This window comes from Streptomyces sp. NPDC018031 (assembly GCF_044327625.1).
Taxonomy (GTDB): Bacteria; Actinomycetota; Actinomycetes; order Streptomycetales; family Streptomycetaceae; genus Streptomyces.
This window is the reverse complement of sequence record NZ_JBIRFT010000012.1, coordinates 64,853-88,602: the sequence shown is the minus strand read 5'-3', so window position 1 is coordinate 88,602 and position 23,750 is coordinate 64,853. Positions and strand designations below refer to the sequence as shown.

Annotated in this window: 19 protein-coding genes; 8 read left to right on the top strand and 11 right to left on the bottom strand. The window is 74.9% G+C overall.

Annotation, left to right across the window (positions count from 1 at the left end; all coding sequences use genetic code 11):
* Nucleotides 1-120 precede the first annotated feature (120 nt).
* Nucleotides 121-846 carry a hypothetical protein gene (locus ACH4B3_RS24215; protein ID WP_398465941.1) on the top strand — a complete coding sequence of 242 codons (726 nt, stop codon included), beginning with the start codon at nucleotides 121-123 and terminating at the stop codon, nucleotides 844-846.
* A gap of 51 nt (nucleotides 847-897) precedes the next feature.
* Here ACH4B3_RS24215 and ACH4B3_RS24210 read toward each other — a convergent pair whose 3' ends face one another.
* Nucleotides 898-4,140, bottom strand: coding sequence for a BTAD domain-containing putative transcriptional regulator (locus ACH4B3_RS24210; RefSeq protein WP_398465939.1), 3,243 nt, complete (start codon nucleotides 4,138-4,140; stop codon nucleotides 898-900).
* A 75-nt stretch (nucleotides 4,141-4,215) separates the two neighbouring features.
* Between ACH4B3_RS24210 and ACH4B3_RS24205 the strand changes: the two genes are divergently transcribed.
* Nucleotides 4,216-5,109: an NAD(P)-dependent oxidoreductase gene (locus ACH4B3_RS24205; protein ID WP_398465937.1), complete on the top strand. Its 894-nt coding sequence runs from the start codon at nucleotides 4,216-4,218 to the stop codon at nucleotides 5,107-5,109.
* Nucleotides 5,110-5,284: 175 nt separating this feature from the next.
* Here the strand turns inward: ACH4B3_RS24205 and ACH4B3_RS24200 are convergent, their stop codons facing one another.
* Entirely contained in the window at nucleotides 5,285-5,821 is a 537-nt protein-coding gene (locus ACH4B3_RS24200) for a PadR family transcriptional regulator (RefSeq protein WP_398465935.1), read from the bottom strand.
* 98 nt (nucleotides 5,822-5,919) lie between these two features.
* On the opposite strand from ACH4B3_RS24200, the gene ACH4B3_RS24195 reads away from it, so the two are divergent.
* Complete coding sequence (locus ACH4B3_RS24195; protein WP_398465933.1) at nucleotides 5,920-6,675, top strand: alpha/beta fold hydrolase; 756 nt, start codon at nucleotides 5,920-5,922, stop codon at nucleotides 6,673-6,675.
* On the opposite strand, the gene ACH4B3_RS24190 is transcribed toward ACH4B3_RS24195, so the two are convergent.
* Together ACH4B3_RS24190 and ACH4B3_RS24185 are read right to left on the bottom strand one after the other, a co-directional pair.
* Nucleotides 6,666-7,337: a class I SAM-dependent methyltransferase gene (locus tag ACH4B3_RS24190; RefSeq protein ID WP_398465931.1), complete on the bottom strand. Its 672-nt coding sequence runs from the start codon at nucleotides 7,335-7,337 to the stop codon at nucleotides 6,666-6,668. The two genes, ACH4B3_RS24195 and ACH4B3_RS24190, sit on opposite strands and share 10 nt — an antisense overlap.
* Nucleotides 7,338-7,641: 304 nt before the next feature.
* A complete protein-coding gene (locus tag ACH4B3_RS24185; RefSeq protein WP_398465929.1) occupies nucleotides 7,642-8,070 on the bottom strand; it encodes a PPOX class F420-dependent oxidoreductase in 429 nt (142 codons plus the stop codon).
* A gap of 130 nt (nucleotides 8,071-8,200) precedes the next feature.
* Here ACH4B3_RS24185 and ACH4B3_RS24180 point away from each other — a divergent pair, with 130 nt between their 5' ends.
* Both ACH4B3_RS24180 and ACH4B3_RS24175 read left to right on the top strand, forming a co-directional pair.
* Nucleotides 8,201-8,611, top strand: a complete 411-nt coding sequence (locus tag ACH4B3_RS24180) for a roadblock/LC7 domain-containing protein (protein WP_398465928.1) — start codon at nucleotides 8,201-8,203, stop codon at nucleotides 8,609-8,611.
* A 405-nt stretch (nucleotides 8,612-9,016) separates the two neighbouring features.
* Nucleotides 9,017-10,129, top strand: coding sequence for an ABC transporter substrate-binding protein (locus tag ACH4B3_RS24175; protein ID WP_398465926.1), 1,113 nt, complete (start codon nucleotides 9,017-9,019; stop codon nucleotides 10,127-10,129).
* 191 nt (nucleotides 10,130-10,320) lie between these two features.
* Here the strand turns inward: ACH4B3_RS24175 and ACH4B3_RS24170 are convergent, their stop codons facing one another.
* The 3 genes from ACH4B3_RS24170 to ACH4B3_RS24160 all read right to left on the bottom strand — a co-directional run bounded on the left by ACH4B3_RS24170 (nucleotide 10,321) and on the right by ACH4B3_RS24160 (nucleotide 12,474).
* Nucleotides 10,321-10,725: a VOC family protein gene (locus ACH4B3_RS24170; RefSeq protein ID WP_398465924.1), complete on the bottom strand. Its 405-nt coding sequence runs from the start codon at nucleotides 10,723-10,725 to the stop codon at nucleotides 10,321-10,323.
* Nucleotides 10,726-10,962: 237 nt separating this feature from the next.
* The gene (locus ACH4B3_RS24165; protein WP_398465922.1) at nucleotides 10,963-11,451 is read right to left on the bottom strand and encodes an isochorismatase family protein; all 489 of its coding nucleotides are present in this window, start codon (nucleotides 11,449-11,451) and stop codon (nucleotides 10,963-10,965) included.
* A gap of 150 nt (nucleotides 11,452-11,601) precedes the next feature.
* Nucleotides 11,602-12,474, bottom strand: a complete 873-nt coding sequence (locus ACH4B3_RS24160; protein ID WP_398465920.1) for a leishmanolysin-related zinc metalloendopeptidase — start codon at nucleotides 12,472-12,474, stop codon at nucleotides 11,602-11,604.
* 316 nt (nucleotides 12,475-12,790) lie between these two features.
* On the opposite strand from ACH4B3_RS24160, the gene ACH4B3_RS24155 reads away from it, so the two are divergent.
* On the top strand, nucleotides 12,791-14,335 hold the full coding sequence (locus ACH4B3_RS24155; protein ID WP_398466147.1) for a S8 family serine peptidase: 1,545 nt from the start codon (nucleotides 12,791-12,793) through the stop codon (nucleotides 14,333-14,335).
* Nucleotides 14,336-14,505: 170 nt separating this feature from the next.
* Here the strand turns inward: ACH4B3_RS24155 and ACH4B3_RS24150 are convergent, their stop codons facing one another.
* Both ACH4B3_RS24150 and ACH4B3_RS24145 read right to left on the bottom strand, forming a co-directional pair.
* Nucleotides 14,506-15,369 carry an acyl-CoA thioesterase gene (locus ACH4B3_RS24150; protein ID WP_398465919.1) on the bottom strand — a complete coding sequence of 288 codons (864 nt, stop codon included), beginning with the start codon at nucleotides 15,367-15,369 and terminating at the stop codon, nucleotides 14,506-14,508.
* Between the two features lie 147 nt (nucleotides 15,370-15,516).
* Complete coding sequence (locus tag ACH4B3_RS24145) at nucleotides 15,517-18,033, bottom strand: DEAD/DEAH box helicase (RefSeq protein WP_398465917.1); 2,517 nt, start codon at nucleotides 18,031-18,033, stop codon at nucleotides 15,517-15,519.
* A gap of 136 nt (nucleotides 18,034-18,169) precedes the next feature.
* On the opposite strand from ACH4B3_RS24145, the gene ACH4B3_RS24140 reads away from it, so the two are divergent.
* Entirely contained in the window at nucleotides 18,170-18,961 is a 792-nt protein-coding gene (locus ACH4B3_RS24140; protein ID WP_398465915.1) for a metal-dependent hydrolase, read from the top strand.
* A gap of 100 nt (nucleotides 18,962-19,061) precedes the next feature.
* Here the strand turns inward: ACH4B3_RS24140 and ACH4B3_RS24135 are convergent, their stop codons facing one another.
* Entirely contained in the window at nucleotides 19,062-20,843 is a 1,782-nt protein-coding gene (locus ACH4B3_RS24135) for an ABC transporter ATP-binding protein (protein WP_398465913.1), read from the bottom strand.
* Nucleotides 20,840-22,693 (bottom strand): ABC transporter transmembrane domain-containing protein, encoded by a 1,854-nt coding sequence (locus tag ACH4B3_RS24130; RefSeq protein ID WP_398466145.1) that lies wholly within the window; start codon nucleotides 22,691-22,693, stop codon nucleotides 20,840-20,842. The genes ACH4B3_RS24135 and ACH4B3_RS24130 overlap by 4 nt, the downstream gene beginning before the upstream one ends.
* Before the next feature lie 245 nt (nucleotides 22,694-22,938).
* Here ACH4B3_RS24130 and ACH4B3_RS24125 point away from each other — a divergent pair, with 245 nt between their 5' ends.
* Nucleotides 22,939-23,685: a hypothetical protein gene (locus ACH4B3_RS24125; protein WP_398465911.1), complete on the top strand. Its 747-nt coding sequence runs from the start codon at nucleotides 22,939-22,941 to the stop codon at nucleotides 23,683-23,685.
* Nucleotides 23,686-23,750 lie beyond the last annotated feature (65 nt).

The window sequence follows — 23,750 nt, the reverse complement described above, 5'->3', positions numbered from 1 at the left end:
GGCCGCGGCGCGGTGTTCCGGACGGCCCCGGGCGCCCCGATCCGCTGCCGGGGCCGGCGGCGGCGGTCCGGCCGGCGCACCCCGCGGCGGGCCGGACCCGGCGGGGGCGATACTGGGCGGATGTTCGTCCACCGGGATCCGCCCCCGTCCGTCTACGGCCGGCTCCGCGTCCAGCGGCACCTCACCCCCGCCCGCTGGCTGGTACGGCGGCTGTCCCGCGACGGCCGGTTCGGCACCGTGGCGGCGGTCTGCGCGCCCGGCTTCGAGGCGTACGCCCGGATCCTCCACCCCGCCCGGCTCGGTACCGAACCGGTGCGCTGGGACCGGGTCGCCCCGCTGCACGGCCGGACGGTGTCCGCGGCCACCCGCTGGCACGAGCTGATCGGACTCACCGACCGCCTCATGTACCGCAACGACGACACCCCGGCCGTCCCCGGCGTCTGGGACGAGCACCCGGACGAGGGCCCGACCCCACCGGACGTCGCCCGCGCCCTCGTCCCGGTGCTGTCCCGGCACACCGGAACCGCCGACCGCTGCTGGTTCGGGCTGTGGGAGGGCTACGGGCACTACGACTGGGACGGTGTCCCGGTCTTCGCCACCCCCGGCCGCGACGAGATCCTGCTCGCCGGTGCGCTCGAGGACGCGGACTCGCCCGCGCGGGACACCGGCGGGGTGCCGCCGGAACTCCCCGACCTGTGGTGGCCGCAGGACCGCGCCTGGTGCGTGGGCGGCGACGTGGACCTGGTGAGCACCTACGTCGGCGGTTCGGCGGCCTGTGTCGCGGAACTCCTCGCCACCCCGGGCCTGGAGGCGTACGAGGTCCGCGCCACGGCCGCGGTCGACTGACCCGGCGGCACCGGCCGGGCGGCGTGCCCGGGTCCGCGCGGCGCTCCGGGGTCAGCCCGCGGGCACCGCGCGGCCGGCCGGCCCGGCGGGAACGGCCGGGTCGCCGGTGCCGCGGGGGCCGGGCGCCGGGGCCACCGCGGAGAAGGCCGCGACGCCCTCCTCGAAGGCGAGGTCGTAGGCCCGCGGCGGCAGTTCGGCGCGGACCGCCGCGGCGATCCGGTCCACGTCCCCGCGCTCGGCGGCGGGCAACGGCGTGCGGACCGCGTCCCGGGCGGCGGCGGCCGTGCCCAGCAGCCGGGCGGCCAGCGCGTGGTCGCCGCCGAGGGCCGCGGCCCCGGCCAGGCCCTCGTGGGCGAGGGCGACCGCGCGCGGATCGCCGGTGCGGCGGGCGTGGTCCAGCCCTTCCAGGTGCAGCCCGCGGGCCGTACCGGCGTCCCCGCGCTGCTCGGCGACGAAGCCGAGCTCGGCCAGGATGAACGCCACCCCGTGGTCGCCTTCCCACCGGCGGCACCAGTCGAGCCAGGCGCGCAGGTGCGCCTCGGCGTCGTCCAGCCTGCCCTGGCGGCGGGCCACCAGGCCCAGGCCGACCTCGGCGAACTCCTCGCCCCGCCGGAAGCCGTGCGCCGCGGCCAGCCGCCTGGCCCGCTCGTGGAGGTCCACGGCGCGTTCGAGGTCGCCGGTGAGCAGGGCGGTGCGGCCCAGCCGGGCCAGCATCTTCGAGGCGTCGTTCCACAGCGCCAGGTCGTGGGCGAGCCGGTGGCCCTCCGCGCGCAGCCGCTCCGCGGTGCCGTAGTCCCCGGTCATCTCGGCCAGGTCCCCCAGCACGTACGCGGCCTGCAACCGGCCCCAGCCGTCGCCGAGTTCCTCGAACACCGCCTGCGCCCGCCGGGCGTCCGCCCGCGCCCGGTCCTGTTCGCCCTGGTAGAGCAAGACCTCCGCGCGGACCACCAGGGCCGCGGCGGCACCCCAGCGGTCGCCCAGGGCGTCGAGATCGGCGTACGCCCGGTCGGCCAGCCCGAAGGTGGCCGCCGGGTCGCCGAACCCGGTCCGGCCCAGCGCCAGGAACCAGCGGGCCCGGGCCCGCCCGGCCGGGTCCCCGATGGTGTCGTACGCCTTCGCCACCGGCCGGGCGTCCGCCCCGTGCCCGTCGCGCAGCAGCAGCGACATGCCGGCCCGCCAGGCGCGGGCCGCGGCCTTCCGCCCCGGGCTGCCGCCGACCGACAGCGCGAGGTCGAACGAGCGGCGTGCCTCGGCGAACCGGCCGCGCAGGAACCAGAACCACGCCAGGGCGCAGACCAGCCGCAGCGCCGTGTCGGCCGCGCCGTGGCGCACGGCGTGGGCGAGGGCGGCCCGCAGATTGGCGGCCTCGGCCTCCAACCGGGCCAGCCACGGCCCCTGCTCGCGGCCCCGGAGCCGGGCGTCGGCCCGCTCGGCGAGGTCGGCGTAGTACGCCAGGTGACGGTCGCGGGTGCGCCGGTCGTCCTCGTCCTCCGCCCCGGCGAGCCGCTCCGCACCGTAGGCGGCGACCGACTCCAGCAGCCGGTACCGGCCGTCGTGCTGCACCACCAGGGACCGGTCCACCAGCCGTCCGAGCAGGTCGAGGACGTCGTCCCGGTCCACCCGCCCGCCGGCGCAGACCGCCTCGGCGGCCTCCAGGGTCCAGCCGTCGGCGCCCACCGACAGGCGGCGCAGCACGATCCGCTCCGGCTCGCCGAGCAGGCTCCAGCTCCAGTCGATGGTGGCCCGCAGCGTGCGCTGCCGGGTCGGGGCGGCGCGCAGCGTCGCGGTGAGCACCCGGAAGCGGTCGTCGAGGCGGGCGGCGAGGTCGGCCACGGGCATCACGCGCACCCGGGCCGCCGCCATCTCCAGCGCCAGCGGGATGCCGTCCAGTCGACGGCAGATGGTGGCGACGGCCTCCGCGTCGCCCGGTCCGAGCCGGAAGCCGGGGGCGGCGGCGGTGGCCCGGTTGACGAACAGCCGCACCGCGTCCGACTGCTCCGGCCGGTCCGCCCCCGGGCCGGGCAGGGACAGCGGCGCGACGGTCCACAGCCGTTCGCCGGCGACCGCGAGCGGTTCCTGACTGGTGGCCAGGACCCGCAGCGCGGGCGCGGCGCGCAGCAGCCGCGCGCTCAGCTCGGCCACCGGTTCCACCACGTGCTCGCAGTTGTCCAGCACGAGCAGCATCTCCCGGCCGGCGAGGGCGTCGGCCAGCTGCCCGGACGGGGAGCGGGCGGGGGCGCCCGGCTCGTCCCGCACCCCGAGCACCGCCGCGACCGCCTCGTACACCTCGGCGGTGGTCCGCGCCGACGCCAGCTCCACCAGCCAGGCGCCGTCCGGGAGTTCCCCGGCGTGGCGCGCGGCCGCCTCCAGCGCCAGCCGCGTCTTGCCGACGCCGCCGGGCCCGGTCAGCGTCACCAGGCGCGCCGCGGCGAGCAGTTCACGGACCCGCCGCACTTCCTCGGCCCGGCCGACCAGGTCCGTCAGCGGCGCGGGCAGGTTGCCGCACGGCCCGGCTCGGGGCCCGGGCGCGGCTGCGGGGGCCAGCGCGGCGTCCTGCCGCAGGATCGCCTCGTGCAGTCCGGTCAGTTCACGGCCCGGGTCGATGCCGAGGTCGTCCCGGAGCCGGTCGCGCAGCTCGCCCAGACTCGCCAGCGCCTCGTCCTGCCGGCCGGCCAGGTACAGCGCCCGCACGTGCGCGGACCGCAGCCGTTCGCGGAGCGGATGCGCGGCGACGAGTTCCCCCAGTTCCGCGGCGAGCGGCGCGTGTTCGCCGAGTTCGAGTCGTGCCTCGGCGAGTTCCTCGAGGGCGGCCAGCCGCTGCTCCTCCAGCCGCCGGGCCTCGGCCCGGGCGAACTCCTCGTCGGCGTGGTCGGCGAAGGCCGTGGCGCCCCGCCACAGACCCGCTGCCGCGTCCAGCAGCCGGGCCCTGGCCCGCGGGTCACCGGTCACCGCCCGCGCGCGGCGCAGCAATTCCGCGAAGCGCCCGGCGTCGACCGCGTCGTCGTCCACCCGCAGCAGGTAGCCGGCCGGCCCGGACTCGATCAGGTCGCGGCCGCCGGGCTCGGCCTCCTCCAGGGTGCGCCGCAGCAGCGAGACCTTGGACCGCAGCGTGCGGACGTCGTTCGCCGGCGGCGCGGCGCCCCACAGCGCGTCGATGAGCCGGTCCACCGAGACGGCCTCGCCCCGGTGCACCAGCAGCACGGACAGGACGGTGCGGATCCTGGTCTCCGGCACCCGGACGGGCCGACCGTCCGACGTCCATACCTCCAGGGGGCCCAGCACTCCGAATCGCACCGGACCACGGTACCCACAACCCGGCCGCAACCTTTCCGGAGACCGGCCACAACCCCCCTCGCGCACAGTCCTCCCATGACGAACACACCGAACACCGCAGTCACCACCGACCCCCGCAACGCCCCCGTCACGGTCATCGGCCTCGGCCTGATGGGCAAGGCCCTCGCCGCCGCCTTCCTCGAGGCGGGCCACCCGACGACGGTGTGGAACCGCACCGCCGCCAGGGCGGACGAGTTGGTGGCCCGGGGGGCCGTGCTCGCACCGTCCGTGGCCGACGCGGTGCGGGCGAGCCCGCTGGTCGTGGTCTGCCTCACCGACGCCGCCGCGGTACGGGCCGCACTCGGGCCGCACCGGGCCGACCTGGCCGGCCGGGCCCTGGTCAACCTGACCTCGGGCACCTCCGAGGAGGCGCGCGAGCTGTCCACCTGGACCGGCGACTACCTGGACGGCGCGATCATGGCGATCCCCGAGGTCATCGGCCGACCGGAGGCGTTCTTGCTGTTCAGCGGAGCGCCGGAGGTGTTCGCGCAGCACCGCGACAGCCTGGACCGGCTGGGCAGCGCCACCTTCTTCGGCGAGGACCCCGGCCTGGCGTCCCTCTACGACGTGGCCCTGCTCGGCCTGATGTGGGGCACCCTCAACGCGTTCCTGCACGGCGCCGCGCTGCTGGGCGCGGCCGGGGTCGACGCGACCGCGTTCGCTCCGTTCGCCAACCAGTGGGTGGGCAGCGTCACCCAGTTCATCGGGGCCTACGCCGAACAGCTGGACCGCGGCGAGTACCCGGCCGACGACGTCTCCCTGGAGACGCACCTGGCCACCATGAAGTACCTGGTGCGGGAGAGCGCGGCGGCGGGCATCGACACCGAGTGGCCGGCCCGGATCCAGGCCCTCACCGAGCGGGCCATCGAGGCCGGCCACGCCGGGGCCGGTTACGCCGGCCTGATCGAGGTCTTCCGGGGCAAGGCGTAGCCGAACGCCGCGGCCGGCGGGGTGGCGGGGAGGGCCGCCCACCGCCGGCCCCGGCGGCCGGGAGACGCCGGCCGTCCGCCCGCGCCCCGCGCGGGCCGCCCCACCGCAGGGTTCGCCGGCAGGCCGGCCGTCCGGTACCGGACCGGGTGACCGGGTGATCGCCGCGGCGGCGGGGTCAGCCGTCCGCCGCGGCGCGCAGCGACTCCAGGGTGTCCCGCAGCCAGGCCAGTTCCGCGGTGCTGGTGGCCCGCGCGATGGAGAGCACGCCCCGGCGGAACGGGTCGGTGACCTCCTCCGCCCGCAGCGGCCGGTCGCCCTCGTAGAAGAAGCTCGCGGGTTCCCGCAGGAACGCCAGCCGCCTTTCCAGTACGGCCGCCTGGGCGCCGGGGTCCGCCAGGTGCCGGAGGAACGCCAGCACGGTGAACCAGCGGTTCTCGTCGGTGATGTCGGTCCGCGCGGGCTCGGCGAGGCGGCGGTGCAGCTCGGTGCGCCCGGCCGCGGTCAGGGTCAGCACGTGCCGGGGGGCCGCCCCGGCGCCCGGCTGCGTCTCCCGGGCCAGCAGCCCCGCGCGCTCCAGCCGTTTGATGGCGGGGTAGAGGGTGCTCTCCGCCACCGGTTTGACGTGCCCGGTCAGCGCGGTGATGCGCTTGCGCAGCTCATAGCCGTGCAGCGGGGCGTCACAGAGGAAACCGAGGATGGCGAGTTCCAGCATGCCCGCATTCTGCCGCACTCACGGTGTACCTCGTATCGGCAATACATCGTATGCGATGTAATGTGGCCGGAACGACCCACCGAGGCGCTGGAGAGGCCATGCAGCAGACCGCGTTCACCCCCGCCGGGGATCTCATCGCCTGGACCGAGACGGCGGGGGAGGGGCCGGCCCGGGTCTATGTGCACGGCCTGGGCGCCGCCAGCGCCCCGTACCACGCGCACATCGCGGCCGACCCCCGGCTCGTGGGCCGCCGCTCACTCTTCGTCGACCTGCCCGGCCACGGACTCAGCGACCGCCCGCGGGACTTCGGCTACACCCTCGAAGACCACGCGGACGCGCTCGCCCGGGTACTGGACGCGGCCGGCGCCGGAGGCAGCGAGATCATCGGCCACAGCATGGGCGGCGCGGTCGCCATCGTCCTCGCCCATCGCCGCCCCGACCTGGTGTCCCGGCTGGTCCTCGCCGAGGCGAACCTCGACCCGGATCCGCCGGTCACGGCGGGCAGCAGCGGGATCGCCGGCCACACCGAGGAGGAGTTCCTCGCCGGCGGACGGGAGCGCACCCTGGAGCGGGTCGGCCCGGTGTGGCGGGCGACCATGCGGCTGGCCGACCCCATCGCCCTCCACCGCAGCGCCCGCGCGCTGGTCCGCGGCACCCGGCCCACCATGCGCCGGATGCTGGTCGGTCTCGCGGTGCCGCGCACCTATCTGGTGGGCGCGCACAGCGCGCAACCGGACGGGCGGGAGGAACTGGAGGCCGCCGGGGTGCGGGTGGTCACCGTGGACCGGGCGGGACACAACATCATGTTCGACAACCCGGCGGCGTACGCCGCCGCGATCGCCGCTCAGCCCTGACCGCCGGCCCGCCCCGGGTGCCGCGCCCCGCCCGCACGCTCCGCCAGGGCCAGGAACCGCGTGTCCCGGTCGGTGTAGGAGACCAGGGCCCAGCCCGTGTCCGCCAGCAACGGGCCCAGGTTGGGCTCGGCCCGCAGGTCCCCGGGGGCGAGCTGACGCCCCTGCCGGGCCGCCAGAGCCGCCCGGCCGACCGGATGGAAGAGCGCGAGCCGGCCTCCGGGCCGTGTGCAGCGGGCCAGCTCCCGCAGCCCGGCCGCGGGATCGGGCAGGTGCGACACCAGCCCGGCGGCGAACACCGCGTCCAGCGCCCCGTCGCGCAGCGGCAGCCGGGACACGTCCGCGGTCAGCAGCACCCCGTCGGCGCGCCGGCCGGCCCGCACCGCGGCGTCGAGCATGGCGGGCGTGAGGTCGGCGCCGAGGACGGTGCCGCCCGGGCCCACCGCGGCGCGCAGCGCCGGCAGCGCCCGGCCCGTCCCGCACCCCGCGTCGAGCACCGCGTCGCCGGCCCGAAGCCCGAGGTCGGCGACCGCCGAGGCGTAACCGGGCCCGTCGTCGGGGAACCGGGCGTCCCAGCCGGCGGCACGCGCGGTGAAGAACTCCCTGACCCCGGCCGGGTCGTCGGCCCGCCCGCCGTCCTGCCGGGGGGAACGCTCGCTGCTCACTGCACTCCTTCGGGGGTGGTACGGCCGGTGGCGGCGCCACCGCCACGCCGGGTGCGCGGCTCCCGCCCGCCGGGCCCGGCGTCGCCGGTGACCGGAAGCCTACGAGCCGGGCGGCGGCCGGGTCCGCCGCGGGGGCCCGGTCCGCCCGGCGACCGGCCCGCGGTGGCCGCGCGGCGCCACCGCCGGCCGCGGTCACCGGCCGGCCGCCGGCGTTTCCGCCGGGCCGGCCCGATCGGTGGGCGATGCATTTCGGCCGAATAACCGCCGTCGGACCGGATCCGGTGGCTCCGGGGGTGAACCGTGCCTAGTCGCTGACCTCCGCCATCGCGACCGCCTGCTCGATCCGCACCCTGACCAGCAGTTCGCCGGGCACGCCGTTGCGGTCCCCGAACTCCTGTGCGCGGTCCTCGCCCATGTAGCGGGCGGCGATCCGGGTGGCCCAGGACCGCACGGCGGCCAGGTCGTCGCTGAGCTCCGCGCGGCCCCGCAGCGTTACGAACGCAAACGGCGGCCGGTCGTCGTCGACGCAGAGCGCGACTCGGCCGTCCCGTGCCAGATTCCTCCCCTTGACGGTGTTGTGGCCCGTATTGAAGACCACGTCGTCCCCGTCGAGGAGGAACCACACCGGAGCGATGTGCGGACTTCCGTCGGCTCGGACGGTCGACAGCTTCGCGGTACGCGTACCCTCCGAGACGAACGCCTGCCACTCGTCCTTGGTCATTTTCTTCGCCATGTCTCCATCCTGCGTCAACCCGCCGACAAGTCGAGGGCGACGGGCCTGTCGGGTTGCCCGGCGGGCGCCAGTGAGAAAGGCTGGTCCGCAGTGCTGCGGGGAGACGGCCGGGGACGGGGAGGCGAACGGTATGACACCCAGCAAGGGGCTCGACTGGCTGCTGGACGACCTGACGGAGCGGATCGAGCACGTACGGCACGCCTTGGTGCTGTCCAACGACGGGCTGGTGACCGGGGCGTCCGCCTCGCTGGCGCGGCAGGACGCCGAGCACCTCGCCGCCGTGTCGTCCGGTCTGCACAGCCTCGCCAAGGGGTCGGGAGCGCACTTCCGCACCGGCCAGGTGCGGCAGACCATGGTGGAGTACGAGGAGGGGGTGCTCTTCGTGACCGCCGCGGGCGACGGCAGCTGTCTGTGCGTGCTCGGCGGCCCGGAGAGCGATGTGGGCCAGATCGCCTACGAGATGGCGCTGATGGTGAACCGGGTGGGCGAGCACCTGGGTGTCGAGGCCAGGCAGCAGGGCGGTACGACCAGCCACCTGTGAGCGGGCCGCCCCACCCGGCCGCGGGGGTCCACGGCTCCGGTGGTGCGGGAGGCGGTACCCGGAGCGACCGGAGACTGCCTACCGGGCACGGCACGCCCGGGAGGCCGGGGCCCCGCCGCCGGACGCGCCGGGACGGCCTCCCGGGCGCCGCGGGCACCGGCGGCGATGCGGTGGCCGCCCGCAGGCGATCCCGGACGAACGGACGAACGGCGGTCTCCTGAAGCCCCGGTAGCGTGGCGGACGAATAATCGGTTGCCCGCCGGCGGCGGTGGTGGATGCAATGTCCGGCATGGTCACCCGGGTGCGCCCGCCGCGGCGAGATGAGACGAACGCGTACGACCGGGCCTTGCCACTTGGCGATCCGGGCGAACCGCAACCGATTCGCCACACGGGAGACGCCCACCCATGAACACGCCACCATCGCCACCGGCAGCCGAGCGGACCGACGGTTCGGCCGTCCTGATCGGCGCCCTCGCACCGCTGACCCGGCCGGGCTGGGCCGAGGCCGGCCGGCACCTGCTCGCCGGCCTCGAACTGGCCGTCCGCGACGTCAACGACGCCGGCGGGATCGGCGGAAGGCCACTGGAACTGGTGGTCCGGGACACCGCGGCCGATCCCGGGAAGGCCGCGGCGGCCGTGGACGAACTGGCCCGCCTGGGCGTGGCCGCCGTGGCGGGGGAGTACCACAGCGTCGTCGCGCGCGCCGCCGCCGCCCGGGCCGACGCACTCGGCGTGCCGTTCCTCTGCTCCTCGGCGGTGCTCGACGCGCTCACCGAGCAGCCGACGGAATGGGTCGCGCGCCTCTGCCCGCCGCAGTCCCGCGGCTGGCGGATCTATGCGGACTTCCTCCTCGGCGAGGGCCACCGCCGCATCGCCGTCGCCGCCCAGCCGAGTGTCTACTGGGAATCCGGGACCCGTATCCTGCGGGACCATCTCGATCCCCGCGGCGGCACCGTCGTCGAACTCGACATGGGCGCGCTGACCCCGGAGGCCGTGTGCGACGAACTCGTCGCCCATCGCGCGACGGCCCTTCTCCTCCTGGTCGGCCACCCGGAGCCGGCCGTGCCGATCGTCAGGTCCGTGCGCCGCGACCGGCGCCTCGCCGAGGTCACGATCGGTGCCCCGGCCGGTCAACCGGAGTTCGCCGAATGGGCGGACCTGCTGGGCGGCGACGGCGCCGGCGTCCCCTTCCTGCGCTACCTGCCCGAGAGCCCCACCCCCCTGGGGGCACGAGTGGCGACGGACCTGCGGGAGCGGCTGGCCGGAGCGCCCTCCTTCGTGGCCTTCGAGGGCTACGACACGATCGCCGTCCTCGCCGATGTGCTGCGGGCCCACGGCACGGACCGGGCGGGCATCGCCGCGTCCTGGCCCCGCGTCGCGGTCGAAGGAACCCGCGGGGAGGTCCGGTTCTCCCGTACGCCGGGTGTCAGTGCCTGGCAATGGGCCGGGCCGCCGGTACAGGTCGTCGACCGGGATCCGGAGCGACCCGATCACTTCCGGGTCCGCCACACCGGCTGAGCGGGCGCGGAGCCCGGACCGCCCGGATCCGTCCGCACCGGGACCGCTCACCGGCCCCGGCGCGGGTGCCGGAGCGGCCGCGCCGCCGGGGTCGGCCGCGGCCACCCGGCGGCCGGACTCCGCGGGGAAGCACGGCGGCCGGACTCCGCCGCGGGGTGGCGGGCCAGGGCGCACCCTGGCCCGCCACCGCCTCACGATGCGGTCGGCGGCTCCTCGTGGCTGTCGTAGGGCCGCGTGATGATCTCCATGCCGTGCCCGGCCGGATCCATGAAGTACAGGCCGCGCCCACCGTAGTGGTGGTTGATCTCTCCGGGCTGCTTCAGATGCGGATCGGCGTAGTAGTCGATCCCGGCCTGCCGGATGCGCGCGAAGGACGCGTCGAACTCCTCGTCGGAGAGGAGGAACGCGTAGTGCTGCATGGTGATCGACTCCGGCGGGATGGCGGCGAAGTCCAGGGTGACCCCGTTGGCGGTGGTCACCGGAATGAACGGGCCCCACTCGGCGCCGACCTCGAGCCCCAGGATGTGCGCCAGGAACTCGGCCGACTCCCGGTTGTCCCGGGCATGGATGATGGTGTGGTTCAACTCGACTGACATGTGTGAATGCCTCCGTAAGGCAAACTCACGGGCACCTCCATGCCTCACCCGGTCGGTGACCGACACGCGATGCCGTGTCCATGATCCTAGGCAACCCCGCTGATGGCGTCGAGGCCGCCCCGGTCGCCGGTGCCGACCGCAACCGCTCACCGACGCGCCGCACCGGGCGTGGCGGGGCGACGGCCGCCGGCGCCGGGCCGGCTCCGCCGGGGCGCCGCGGCCGCTCCGGACGCGGGTTCAGACGTAGTTGGCGGTGTGCCGGACGCTGCCGAGCCGGGGGAAGACGCGCTCGACGGTGAAATCGTGCTCGTCGGCCGCGAAGCCGGACATGGCGTCCGCGACGAACTCGACCTGGTAGCCGTGGTCGACGGCGGCCCGGGCGGTGGACTCCACGCCCATCGTGGTGACCAGACCCGCGACGACGACGGTGTCCACGCCCCGGGCACGCAGCCGCGCGTCCAGGTCGGTTCCGTGGAAGGCGCCGATGGTCCGCTTGACGACCGCGATGTCGTCCGGGTGCAGCAGTTGGTCGACCAGGTCGCTGCCGGGCGGCTGTTCCGGGACGCCCGGGCGCTCCACCCGGACCACGGCCACCGGCAGGCTCTTCGCCCGGAACGCGCCGGCCAGCCGGCGGCAGCGCCGCTCGACCTCCTCACCCGAGTGCGGTGCCAGGGGCAGGGCGACGATGCGGGGCATCAGGTCGATCAGGATCAGCGCCGGATTCATGGGGTGATCGTAAGGGGCCGCCGCGCGTGCGGGGCCCGGGACGGCGGAACACGGCTCACCGGAGCCGGGGTGCGCACCGGGCCGCGCCCGACGCCGGCTCGCCGGCCCGCCGGTGACGTCCGCGCCCGGAGGCGGCCCGGGCCGGACCGGTCAGGGCCGCTCCGCCGGGATGCGGGTCGGGATGGTCGGGAGCACCACGTGCTGCGGCACCGACGGCCGGGACTCGCCCGAGCGCGCGATCGCGAGCAGGTCGGGCAGTTCGTAGTCCTCGGCGGCCGCCAGGTCGACGATGTACCCGAGATCGCCCAGGCTCGCCGCCGTCAGCCGGCTGAGGGGGTTGCCCCGGCCGTTGATGTTCGGCGACATCAGCTCGTTGTCGAAGACGCTCTCGCGCCAGTGGCCGCCCGCGCTTCCCGGGCCGCCGACGTTCGCCACCGGGACCGGGCCGGGCTCTTCCCCGAGCAGGTCGCCGAACTCCGCCATGGCGCCGGGGCCGACGAAGGTCGGGTCGGGGCCGGGGAAGTCCTTCAGGAGCCCGAGCATGGGCCAGATGGTTCCGATCCCGAGGACGTGTCCCATCTCGTGGGTGATGACGTCGAGCAGCGTGCCCTCCTCCTCCATCTGGGCCAGGTCGGCGCTGTCGAACCTCATCCGGCCCTTCGCCGGGAGCCCCGCTCCGCTGGCCGCGTCGTCCCTGCGGAGCCGGGTCGGGCCGGCCTCCCCCAGGATGTTCGGGATGTTGTTGACGCCGTCCATCGGCACGCCCTCGGCATCGATCAGCAGGTCGTCGATCACGACCTCACCGCTGAAGTCGTTGATGACCACGGTCTCCAGGTCACCCACGATGACGCGGGTCCAGCGCCTCGCCGCCTTGGCGAAGACGCTCTTCTGGCTGTTCGTCAGTCCGCGGACGAACCGCACCTCGATCTGGAACGGGGAGGTGGTCGCCGCGAGCTCCGCGGCGCGGGCGCTGTCCGCGACCGCGCGGTACGTCTCGAAGGCATAGGTGGATTGCCTACCCATGGCTACTACTCCCATCGCAGGTAGCCGGGTTTGTCCCTCTTATCCACGGTAGACACCTTGGTGGTCCAGGCCAAGTGCCCCTGTGTGGTTGAACGTTCGCCTGCTTGGCCCTCCCCCCCCGCGGTGCACCACGTTGCGTGCAGCGGGCATCTTCCGTGGGGGCGCCGGGGGTGGTTCCGGGGCGCGAGAGGGCTTGATGTGGGGTGGGGGGTGCGGAGAAACTGGGATAAAGGGGATTTCACACTCCTCCGGTGCGGACTCGGGCCGGGCCGTCCCCGGCCGGAGCCGGCGTGCCGGCGAGAAGAGGCGAGTGGCGATGTCACGGCAGTACTACCAGCGTGGCCGTCTCGTCGAGGCGGAAGAACTCGACGATGTCGTCGCGGTCAGGCTAGGGGCGGACGACCAGGACAGGAGGACCACCGAGGCGGAGCGGCTGGGCACCAGCGCCCGGCGGGCGATACGCGAGGCCGGGGTCGACGACGAGACCACCGACGCGTTCGCCCGTGCGCGATGGGTGTTCGTCACCCCGGACCGGCAGACCCGGGAGGCGCTGGCCACCGGCGAGGGGATCTCCGGGGCGGAGGCGACCGGCAAGGTCATCCGGCGGCCCAACGGAAGGATCGGTGTCGCGACGGATGTGTTGACCGTTCAACTGGAGTCGGCGCTCTCCGAGGAGGAGGCCGAGCGCGAGCTCGCGGCGGCCGGGCTGGGCGTCGTCAACAAGCTCGGCTTCGCGGACAACCTCTACGAGGTGCGCGCCGCGGCGGAGGACGCCCTGGCGGCGTCCGTGCGGCTGCACGGGAACGACCGCTTCGTCTTCGCCGAACCGTCGTTCATCGAGCACGTCCCCGCGCGGTTCAAGCCCTCCGACCCCCGGTACAAGAAGCAGTGGCAGTGGAAGAACACCGGCGCCGCCGGCGGTACCGCGGGGGCCGACGTCCACATCGAGCCGGCCTGGGACCGCACCTTCGGGGACGGCATCCGGCTCGCCGTCATCGACAACGGCTTCGACCCGGACCACGAGGACCTGGCCGACGGCGTGGGCGGGGGGTCCGGCTTCTTCAGCGACGGAGTGGTCGGCACGACGTTCACCCAGAACACCGCCGGGATGCCCGGCGGGAACCACGGCACCTTCTGTGCCGGGATGGCCGGGGCCCGGCGGGGCAACGGGCTGGGCGGTGTGGGCGCCGCCCCCGACTGCGAGCTGATGCTGGTGGCGTGCCTGGACGACCAGGTCGGCACCCAGACGACGCTCGCCCGGGCCGTGGGCTACGCGGCCGACCCCTCGACGCTGGTGCCCGGCGCCGACCCGGCGGACGGCGCGGACATCCTGGTCAGCAGCCTGGGCCCGAACGGCGCGGAGTGGGATCTGAGCAGCGTCCTGGACCGTGCCCTGGAGGCCGCAGCCACCCGCGGCCGGCAGGGCAGGGGACTGCCGGTCTTCTGGGCGGCGAGCAACGGCGAGAACGTCGACATCAGCCTGGACGAGGTGGTCTCCCACCCGGACGTGATCGCGGTGGTGCGGTCGACCAACCGGGACCGGGAGGACAACGCGGCACGCGGACCGGAGGTCGAGCTGATCGCCCCCGGTGTCGACGTCTTCAGCACCACCTCCGGCGGCGGCTACGGCACCGACACCGGCACCAGCTACGCGGCGCCCTGCGCCGCCGGGTGCGCCGCCCTGGCGCTGTCGGTGAACCCCGGGCTGACCCGCGACCAACTCCGTGCCGTGCTGCATGATTCGGCCGACAAGGTCGGCGGACCGGGAGTGGTCTACGACGCGGCCGGCCACCACGACGACTACGGCTTCGGCCGGGTGAACGCCGACCGGGCCGTGGCGCTCGCCGACAGCCTGCCGTGACCGCACCGCCCGGGTGCCGCGGCGGTCCGGGCCTCGCCGGGGCCCACCGGTGGCGGGACGGCCGCCGGGCGCCCCGGCGGCCCCCGCCGGGCCCCGGGCCGCCGCGTCCACGGCCGGGCGCGGCGCCGGTCACCGCCCGGTCCGGCCGGTGGCCGGCGGCGGGCCGCGGGTCAGGAGAGCTTGCGGAACAAGCCCTCCTGCACCACGGACACCAGCAGCCGCCCGTCCCGGTCGAAGATCAGCCCGCGGGCCAGCCCGCGGCCGCCGGTGGCGACCGGGGACTCCTGCTGGTAGAGGAACCACTCGTCGGCGCGGAACGGGCGGTGGAACCACATCGCGTGGTCCAGTGACGCCATGTCGAACCCGCGCGGCCCCCACAGCGGCTCGACGGGGATGCGCACCGCGTCCAGCAGGGTCATGTCGCTGGCGTAGGTGAGCGCACAGGTGTGCACCAGCGGATCGTCACCGAGCGGGCCGACCGCCCGCATCCACACCCCGCTGCGCGGCTCGGCCCCCGCCAGCTCCGCCGCGGACCACCGCAGCCGCTCCACGTAGCGGATGTCGAAGGCCTGGCGCCGCTCCATGCGCTGCAACGCCTCGGGCAGCTCGCCGAGGTGCGCGCGCAGCTCCTCCCCGATCCGCGGCAGACTCTCCGGGGCCGGCACGTCCGGCATCGGCACCTGCTGCTCGATGCCCGGTTCCGCCTGGTGGAAGGAGGCCGTCAGGTTGAAGATGGTGCGGCCCTCCTGGACCGCCACCACCCGCCGGGTGGTGAACGACTTCCCGTCCCGCACCCGCTCCACCTGGTACACGATCGGCACCCCGGGGATCCCCGGCCGCAGGAAGTAGGCGTGCAGCGAGTGCACCGGCCGCTGCCCGTCGGTGGTCCGTCCGGCCGCGACCAGCGCCTGACCCGCCACCTGCCCGCCGAACACCCGCTGCAACGACTCGTCGGGACTGTGCCCGCGGAAGATGTTCTGCTCGATCCGTTCGAGGTCGAGCAGATCGACCAGACGCTCGGCGGGAGTGGTCATGGCTGGTGCCTTTCTGCCGGTGGTGGTGCTCGCCGTGGGGGCGTTCGGGAGACTACCGCCGACCCGTTCCGGGAGCCGGGACGACCGCGGCCGTCGAGGCGCCGCCGCCCCGGACGCCCCGTCGCCCCGGTGCCCGGGGCGCGACGGCTACAGCGGACCGACCCCGGTGAGCCGCACGACCGCGCGGCCCTCCTCGTCGGAGGCGGCCAGGTCCACCTCGGCGGAGATCCCCCAGTCGTGGTCGCCCTTGGGATCGGCGAAGGTCTGCCGGACCTGCCACAGCCCGTGCTCCGGCTGCTCCTCGATGCGCAGCAGCTTCGGGCCGCGCGCCTCCGGACCGGTGCCCAGGTCCTCGTACTCCTCCCAGTACCCGTCCATCGCCTCGGACCAGCGCGCCTCGTCCCAGCCCGCCTCCTGGTCCATCTCGCCCAGCTCCGCCACCTTGTCCAGGGCGGCCAGCTCCACCCGGCGGAACATCGCGTTGCGCACCAGCACCCGGAACGCCCGGGCGTTGGCGGTGACCGGCTTGACCTGGTCGGCCCGCTCCTGGGCCTGCTCCGCCGACTCCTCCTCGGGGTTGGCCAGCTGCTCCCACTCGTCCAGCAGGCTGGAGTCCACCTGGCGCACCATCTCGCCCAGCCAGGCGATCAGGTCCTCGAAGTCGTCCGACTTCAGGTCGTCCGGGACGTTGTGGTCCAGCGCCTTGTAGGCGCCGGCCAGATAGCGCAGCACGATGCCCTCGGTGCGCGCCAGGTCGTAGAACGAGGTGAACTCCGTGAAGGTCATCGCCCGCTCGTACATGTCCCGGATCACGGACTTGGGGGAGAGCGGGTGGTCGCCCACCCACGGGTGGCTCCTGCGGTACAGCCCGTACGCGTGGAACAGCAGCTCCTCCAGCGGCTTGGGGTAGGACACCTCCTGGAGCCGCTCCATCCGCTCCTCGTACTCCACCCCGTCCGACTTCATCGCGGCCACCGCCTCGCCGCGCGCCTTGTTCTGCTGCGCGGCCAGGATCTGCCGGGGGTCGTCCAGGGTGGACTCCACGACCGACACCATGTCCAGCGCGTAGGACGGCGACTCCGGGTCCAGCAGCTCGAAGGCGGCCAGGGCGAAGGTGGACAGCGGCTGGTTGAGGGCGAAGTCCTGCTGGAGGTCGACCGTCAGCCGTACCGTGCGGCCCTCCGCGTCCGGGGAGGCCAGCTGCTCCACGATGCCGCCGCCCAGCAGCGAGCGGTAGATGGCGATGGCGCGCCGGATGTGCCGCAGCTGGTTCCGGCGCGGCTCGTGGTTGTCCTCCAGCAGCCGCCGCATCGCCTCGAACGCGTTGCCCGGGCGGGCGATGACCGACAGCAGCATGGCGTGGGTCACCCGGAACCGCGAGGTCAGCGGCTCCGGTTCGGAGGCGATGAGCTTCTCGAAGGTGTTCTGGCCCCAGTTGACGAACCCCTCGGGGGCCTTCTTGCGCACCACCTTGCGGCGCTTCTTCGGGTCGTCGCCGGCCTTCGCGAGGGCCTTCTCGTTCTCGACGACGTGCTCCGGCGCCTGGGCCACGACGAATCCGGCGGTGTCGAAGCCGGCCCGTCCCGCCCGCCCGGCGATCTGGTGGAACTCCCGGGCCCGCAGGGTCCGCACCCGCTGCCCGTCGTACTTCGTCAGCGCGGTGAACAGCACCGTGCGGATCGGCACGTTGACCCCCACGCCCAGGGTGTCCGTGCCGCAGATGACCTTCAGCAACCCGGCCTGCGCCAGCTTCTCCACCAGCCGCCGGTACTTCGGCAGCATGCCGGCGTGGTGCACCCCGATGCCGTGCCGCACGTAACGGGACAGGTTGCGGCCGAACTTGGTGGTGAACCGGAAGTTGCCGATGAGCTCGGCGATCTCGTCCTTCTCGGCGCGGGTGCACATGTTGATGCTCATCAGCGCCTGGGCCCGCTCCACCGCGGCCGCCTGGGTGAAGTGCACGATGTACACCGGCGCCTGGCGCGTCTCCAGCAGCTCGGTGAGCGTCTCGGTGAGCGGTGTGGTGCGGTACTCGTAGCTGAGCGGGACCGGACGGGTCGCGGAGCGGACCACCGCGGTGGGCCGGCCGGTCCGCCGGGTCAGGTCCTCCTTGAACCGCGACACATCGCCCAAAGTGGCCGACATCAGGATGAACTGCGCCTGCGGCAGTTCCAGCAGCGGGATCTGCCACGCCCAGCCGCGGTCCGGCTCGGCGTAGAAGTGGAACTCGTCCATCACGACCTGGCCGATGTCGGCGTCCCTGCCGTCGCGCAGCGCGATGGACGCCAGCACCTCGGCGGTGCAGCAGATGACCGGCGCGTCCGCGTTGACCGAGGCGTCGCCGGTGAGCATGCCGACGTTCTCGGTGCCGAACATCTTGCACAGCTCGAAGAACTTCTCCGACACCAGCGCCTTGATGGGCGCGGTGTAGAAGGTCACCTGGTCGTTCGCGAGGGCGGTGAAGTGCGCGCCGGCCGCCACCAGGCTCTTGCCGGAGCCGGTGGGCGTCGACAGGATGACGTTCGCCCCCGACACCACTTCGATCAGCGCTTCCTCCTGCGCGGGGTACAGGGAGATCCCCCGCTCCTCGACCCAGGTCGAGAACGCCTCGAAGAGCGCATCGGGGTCGGCGTCGCTGGGCAGCTGATCGATAAGAGTGTTCACGCTCCTATACTGCCTGGTCTTCCGCCTCGCCCGGGACCTGGCTGCGCGGACGAAGATCGTCCGCCGTTAGGCTGTGCCGGGCCGAGACAGGCAACTCCCGCACGGCAGCGGGACGACCAGGGGCGGGGAAGACACCATGATGGGACCGGCGCACTCGCTGTCCGGGGCGGCCGCGTGGCTGGGGGTGGGCGCGGCGGCCGGGGCGACCGGCCACCGGATGCCCTGGCCGGTGCTCGTCGTCGGCGCGCTGATCTGTGCCGGGGCGGCCCTCGCACCCGACCTGGACCACAGGTCGGCGACGATATCGCGGGCCTTCGGACCCATCTCGCGCGCCCTGTGCGAGGTGATCGACAAACTGTCGCACGCGGTCTACAAGGCGACCAGGAAGCAGGGCGACCCGCGCCGCTCCGGTGGTCACCGCACGCTCACCCACACCTGGGTGTGGGCGGTGATGATCGGCGCCGGAGCCTCGCTGCTGGCCGTCACCGGAGGCCGCTGGGCGGTGCTCGGCATCCTCTTCGTGCACATGGTGCTCGCCGTCGAGGGCCTGCTGTGGCGCATGGCACGGGTTTCCAGCGACGTCCTGGTGTGGCTGCTCGGCGCCACCAGCGCCTGGATCCTCGCCGACGTCCTGAACGAGCCGGGCAACGGATCGGACTGGCTGTTCAGCGGCGCCGGGCAGGAGTACCTCTGGCTCGGCCTGCCCATCGTGCTCGGCGCGCTGGTGCACGACATCGGCGACGCCCTGACCGTCTCCGGCTGCCCGATCCTGTGGCCCATCCCGATCGGCCGCAAGCGCTGGTACCCGGTCGGGCCGCCCCGCGGCCTGCGGTTCCGCGCGGGCAGCTGGGTGGAGCTGAAACTGCTCACCCCCGTCTTCATGGTGCTCGGCGCACTCGGCGGACTGGGCGCGCTCGGCTATCTGTGACCCGGCCGGGCGGTCGCCGTGACCCGGCCGGGCGCCCCCGGCCGGTCGTCGGGCGCACCCGCCGGGGCCGGGTGCCGCCCGAGGCCCGGCGGGTGCCGCCTCACTGCTGCCAGGACCGCCACAGCGCCGCGTACGCCCCGTCCGCCGCGACCAGTTCCGCATGGCTGCCCAGTTCGCTGATCCGGCCGTCCGCCACCACCGCGATCACGTCCGCGTCGTGCGCGGTGTGCAGCCGGTGCGCGATCGCCACCACCGTCCGCCCCTCCAGCACCCGCGCCAGGGACCGCTCCAGCTGCCGGGCGGCGCGCGGGTCGAGCAGCGAGGTGGCCTCGTCCAGGACGAGCGTGTGCGGATCGGCGAGGACCAGCCGGGCCAGCGCGATCTGCTGCGCCTGCGCGGGCGTCAGCGACGTCCCGCCCGACCCGACCTCGGTGTCCAGCCCCCCGGCCAGCGCCCGCGCCCAGCCGTCGGCGTCCACCGCCGCCAGCGCCGCCCACAGCTCGGCGTCCCGGGCCGAGGTGCGGGCCAGCAGCAGGTTGTCGCGGAGCGAACCCACGAACACATGGTGCTCCTGGTTGACCAGCGCCACATGGCGGCGCACCTGCTCCGCCGGCATCCGGGAGAGTTCCGCGCCGCCCAGCGTCACCTCGCCGGTGCGCGGCGCGTAGATCCCGGCGAGCAGCCTGCCCAGGGTGGACTTGCCCGCCCCGGACGGCCCGACCAGTGCCATCCGGGTGCCGGGCGGCACCCGCACGGTCACCCCGTGCAGCACGTCGCCGCCCGGCCGGTACCCGAACCGCACCCGGTCGGCCCGGACGTCCCGGCCGTCCGGCACCACCGTGCCGTCGCCGCCGCCGGGCTCGATCTCCCTGACCCCCACCAGCCGCGCCAGCGAGACCTGGGCGATCTGCAGCTCGTCGTACCAGCGCAGGATCAGGCCGATCGGCTCCACCAGCATCTGGGCCAGCAGCGCCCCGGTGGTCAGCTCGCCCACCGTGATCCAGCCCCGCAGCACGAAACCGCCGCCGATCACCAGCACCGAGCCGGTGATCACCGTGTAGCTGCCGTTGACCACCGGGAAGAGCACACAGCGCAGCCACAGGGTGTACCGCTCCCACTGGACCCATTCCCGCACCCGCCGGTCGGACAGCGCGACCCGGCGCCGCCCCAGCCGGTGCGTCTCGACGGTGTGCCCGGCGTCCACGGTCTCGGTGATCGCGGCGGCCACCGCGGCGTAGCCCGCCGACTCGGCGCGGTACGCGCTCGGCGCCCGGCGGAAGTACCAGCGGCAGCCGAGCACCAGACCGGGCACCGCGACCAGCACCGCCGGCGCCAGCTCCGGCGCGGTCGCGGTCAGCGCGCCCAGCAGCAGACCGGCCCACACCACGCCGATGGCCAGCTGCGGCACCGCCTCCCGCATCGCCTCCGCGAGCCGGTCCACGTCGGTGGTGATCCGGGACAGCAGGTCCCCGGTGCCGGCCCGCTCCAGCACCCCCGGCGGCAACCGGACCGACCGCACCAGGAAGTCCTCCCGCAGGTCGGCGAGGATCCGCTCGCCGAGCATCGCGCCGCGCAGCCGCACCTCCCGCACGAAGACGGTCTGGACGGCGAGCGCCACCGCGAACAGCGCGACGGTGCGGCCGACGTGGAGGTCCTCGGCGCCGTCCGCCATGTCCTGCACCAGCCCGCCCAGCAGGTACGGGCCCACCATCGACGCCACCACCGCCGTGGTGTTCACCGCCACCAGGACCGCGAACGCGGCCCGGTGGCGGCGCAGCAGCTCCCGCACGTAGGCCCGGACCGTCGCCGGGCCGGCGACCGGCAGGGTGGTGGCGGAGTCGGGCGCCGCAGGGTCGTACTCCGGTCGTGCCACACCGATCATGCCGATTCCCCGATCTTCTCGCCGCGGTCGCTCCGGCTCCGGGCGCCCGGCCGGTCCGGGCCGCCGGTACCGTCCGGCGGGTCGGTCTCCCGGGTGACGACCGCCCGGTAGCCGGGGGCCGAGCGCAGCAGCTCCCGGTGCGTCCCCGCGCCCGCCGCCAGCCCGTCCCGGACGAACACCACCCGGTCGGCGCGGTCCAGCAGCGGCGGGCTGGCGGTGAACACGACCGTGGTGCGCCCCTCGCGGAGCCGGGCCAGCCCTTCCGCGATCCGCGCCTCGGTGTGCGAGTCCACCGCCGAGGTGGGCTCGTCCAGCACCAGCACCCGCGGGTCGGTGACGAGCGAGCGGGCCAGCGCCAGCCGCTGCCGCTGCCCCCCGGACAGCGACCGCCCGCGCTCGGTGATCCGGGCGGCCATCGGGTCGGACGCCGCCCCGTCCGCCGCCGGGGCGGTCCGGCCCAGGGCGTCCAGCACGTCGCCGCACTGGGCGGCCGCCAGGGCGGCGGCCACCGGCACCGCGCCGGAGCGGGGGACGTCCAGCAGTTCGGCGAGCGTCCCGGACAGCAGCACCGGGTCCTTGTCCTGCACCAGCACCGCGGTGCGCGCCGTCTCCAGCGGCAGCTCGTCCAGCGCCACCCCGCCGAGCCGCACGGACGGGGCGGCCGGCTCCAGGCCGCCGGTGGCGGCGTGCCCGCCGAGCCGTTCCGCCAGCCGCCCCGCCGCGTCCGGATCGCCGCACACCACCGCGGTGAGCAGCCCGGCGGGCGCGAGCAGCCCGCTGCCCGGGTCGTGCAGATCGCCGTCCGGCGGCACGCCGTCCGCCGCGCCGGCCCCCGTCTGCCCGGCCGCCGGCGCCGTCCGCCGCAGGGCCAGCACCCGCGCCGCACGCCGCGCCGACGGGCGCGAGAAGGAGTACGCCTGGGCGATCTCCTCGAAGTGCCGGAGCGGGAAGAGCAGGAAGGTGACCGCGCCGTACACGGTGACCAGTTCGCCGACCGCGATCCGGCCGTCCCGGGCCAGTACCGCCCCGTATCCCACCACGCCGATCATCAGCAGACCCGGCAGCGCCACCTGCACCGCGGCGATCAGCGCCCAGCTGCGGGCGCTGCGCACCGCCGCGGTTCGCACCTCCTGGGACGCCCGCCGGTACCGGTCCAGGAACAGCTCCTCACCACCGATGCCGCGCAGCACGCGCAGCCCGGCGACGGTGTCGGAGGCCAGCTCGGTCGCCCGGCCCGCCTTCTCCCGCTGCTCGTCGGCGCGCCGGGTGGCCCGCGGCAGCAGCGGCAGCACGGCCAGGGCCAGCGCCGGCACGGCGAGCGCCACCACGCCCCCCAGCGCGGGCTGGTAGAGGGCCAGGGCCACACACACCGTCACCGCGGTGACCAGCGCCGCGGTGAAGCGGGACAGCGCCTCGACGAACCAGCCGATCTTCTCCACGTCAGCGGTCGACACCGCCACGACCTCCCCGGCCGCCACCCGCCGGGTCAGCGTGGACCCCAGCTCGGCGGTCTTCCGGGCCAGCAGCTGCTGGACCCGGGCGGCGCAGGTGATCCAGTTGGTCACCGACGCGCGGTGCAGCATGGTGTCGCCGAGCGCGGACAACACCCCGAGCAGCAGCATCAGCCCGCCGACCAGGGCCAGCCGTGTCCCGGAGCGGTCCACCACCGCCTGGACGGCGAGCCCGACGGCGACCGGGAAGGACGCGACCGCCGTCAGGTGCACCAGCCCCCACAGCAGGGCCGTGAGCTGGCCGCGCAGCTGGCCTCTGATCAGCCAGACCAGCAGACGGGAGCCGGACCGTACGTCGGGCCGGCCGGGGTCGGGGTAGGGGAGTTGGTGAATCTGCATGACGTCCCAGGGCTTGGAGTTCACGGGCGGGGGACGGGAGGGCCGGCCGGCGCGGGGCCGGTGGCGAACGGCGGTGGACGGGCAGGGCGGCATGGCGCGTGAGCCGTGAGCGGGGCCCCGCGCGGCCGGGCCGTGCAAGGTTCACCTCGTCAGGAGGCCCGACTCAACTGGTTTTACGGCGCCGAAGCGGGATCAGGCCACGGCCGCCCGGACGGCGGCCGGCCGGGAGTGCGACGATGGTGGGCATGCGTATGTCCGGCACCTCGTCCCTGCGAACGGCCGCCCTGTCCACGGTGGCCGCCCTGCTGATCGCCGGTTGCGGCGGCTCCGGCGACCAGGGCGACCCGGGTGGCGGCCGGAGCCGAACCGCCACCCCCGAGGCCGCGCCCGGTGGTTCCCGCACCGCGGGCACCACCCGCATCCCCGGTGTGGGTGACGCCCTGCACTCCCGGATCCCGGCCGGATCCCGCCAGGTGGTGGCCGTCTACGGCAAGGGGGTGAACTCCGCCGAGGCGACCGTGGTGCTCTACACCAAACGGGGTGACACCTGGCAGCGGACCCGGCAGTGGGCCGGCCACAACGGCAAGCGCGGCTGGACTCCCCGGCACCGGGAGGACGACAAGCGCAGCCCGGTCGGGGTCTTCACCCTGAGCGACGCCGGCGGCGTGCTGCCCGACCCCGGCGCCCGGCTGCCGTACACCGCGGACCCCGCCTTCGCCGCGCCGCACTACTGGCCCAGGACCCACTGGCACGACTTCGACTACGTCATCGCCATCGACTACAACCGGGTGAAGGGGCACAGCCCGCTGGACCCGACACGCCCCGAGGGGCGGCGGAAGGGCGGCAGCATCTGGCTGCACCTGGACCACGGCAGCGGCACGTCGGCCTGTGTGAGCCTGCCCAAGTCCGCGATGGAGTACCTGCTCACCACGCTCGACCCGGCCCTCCACCCGGTGGTGGTGATGGGCGACCGGAAGCATCTGGCGGCGTGAGCGGGGCCGGTCCCGGCAGCCCGGACGGATGCCGTTGGTTGATTCGGGGCCTCGCGTGACGTCGG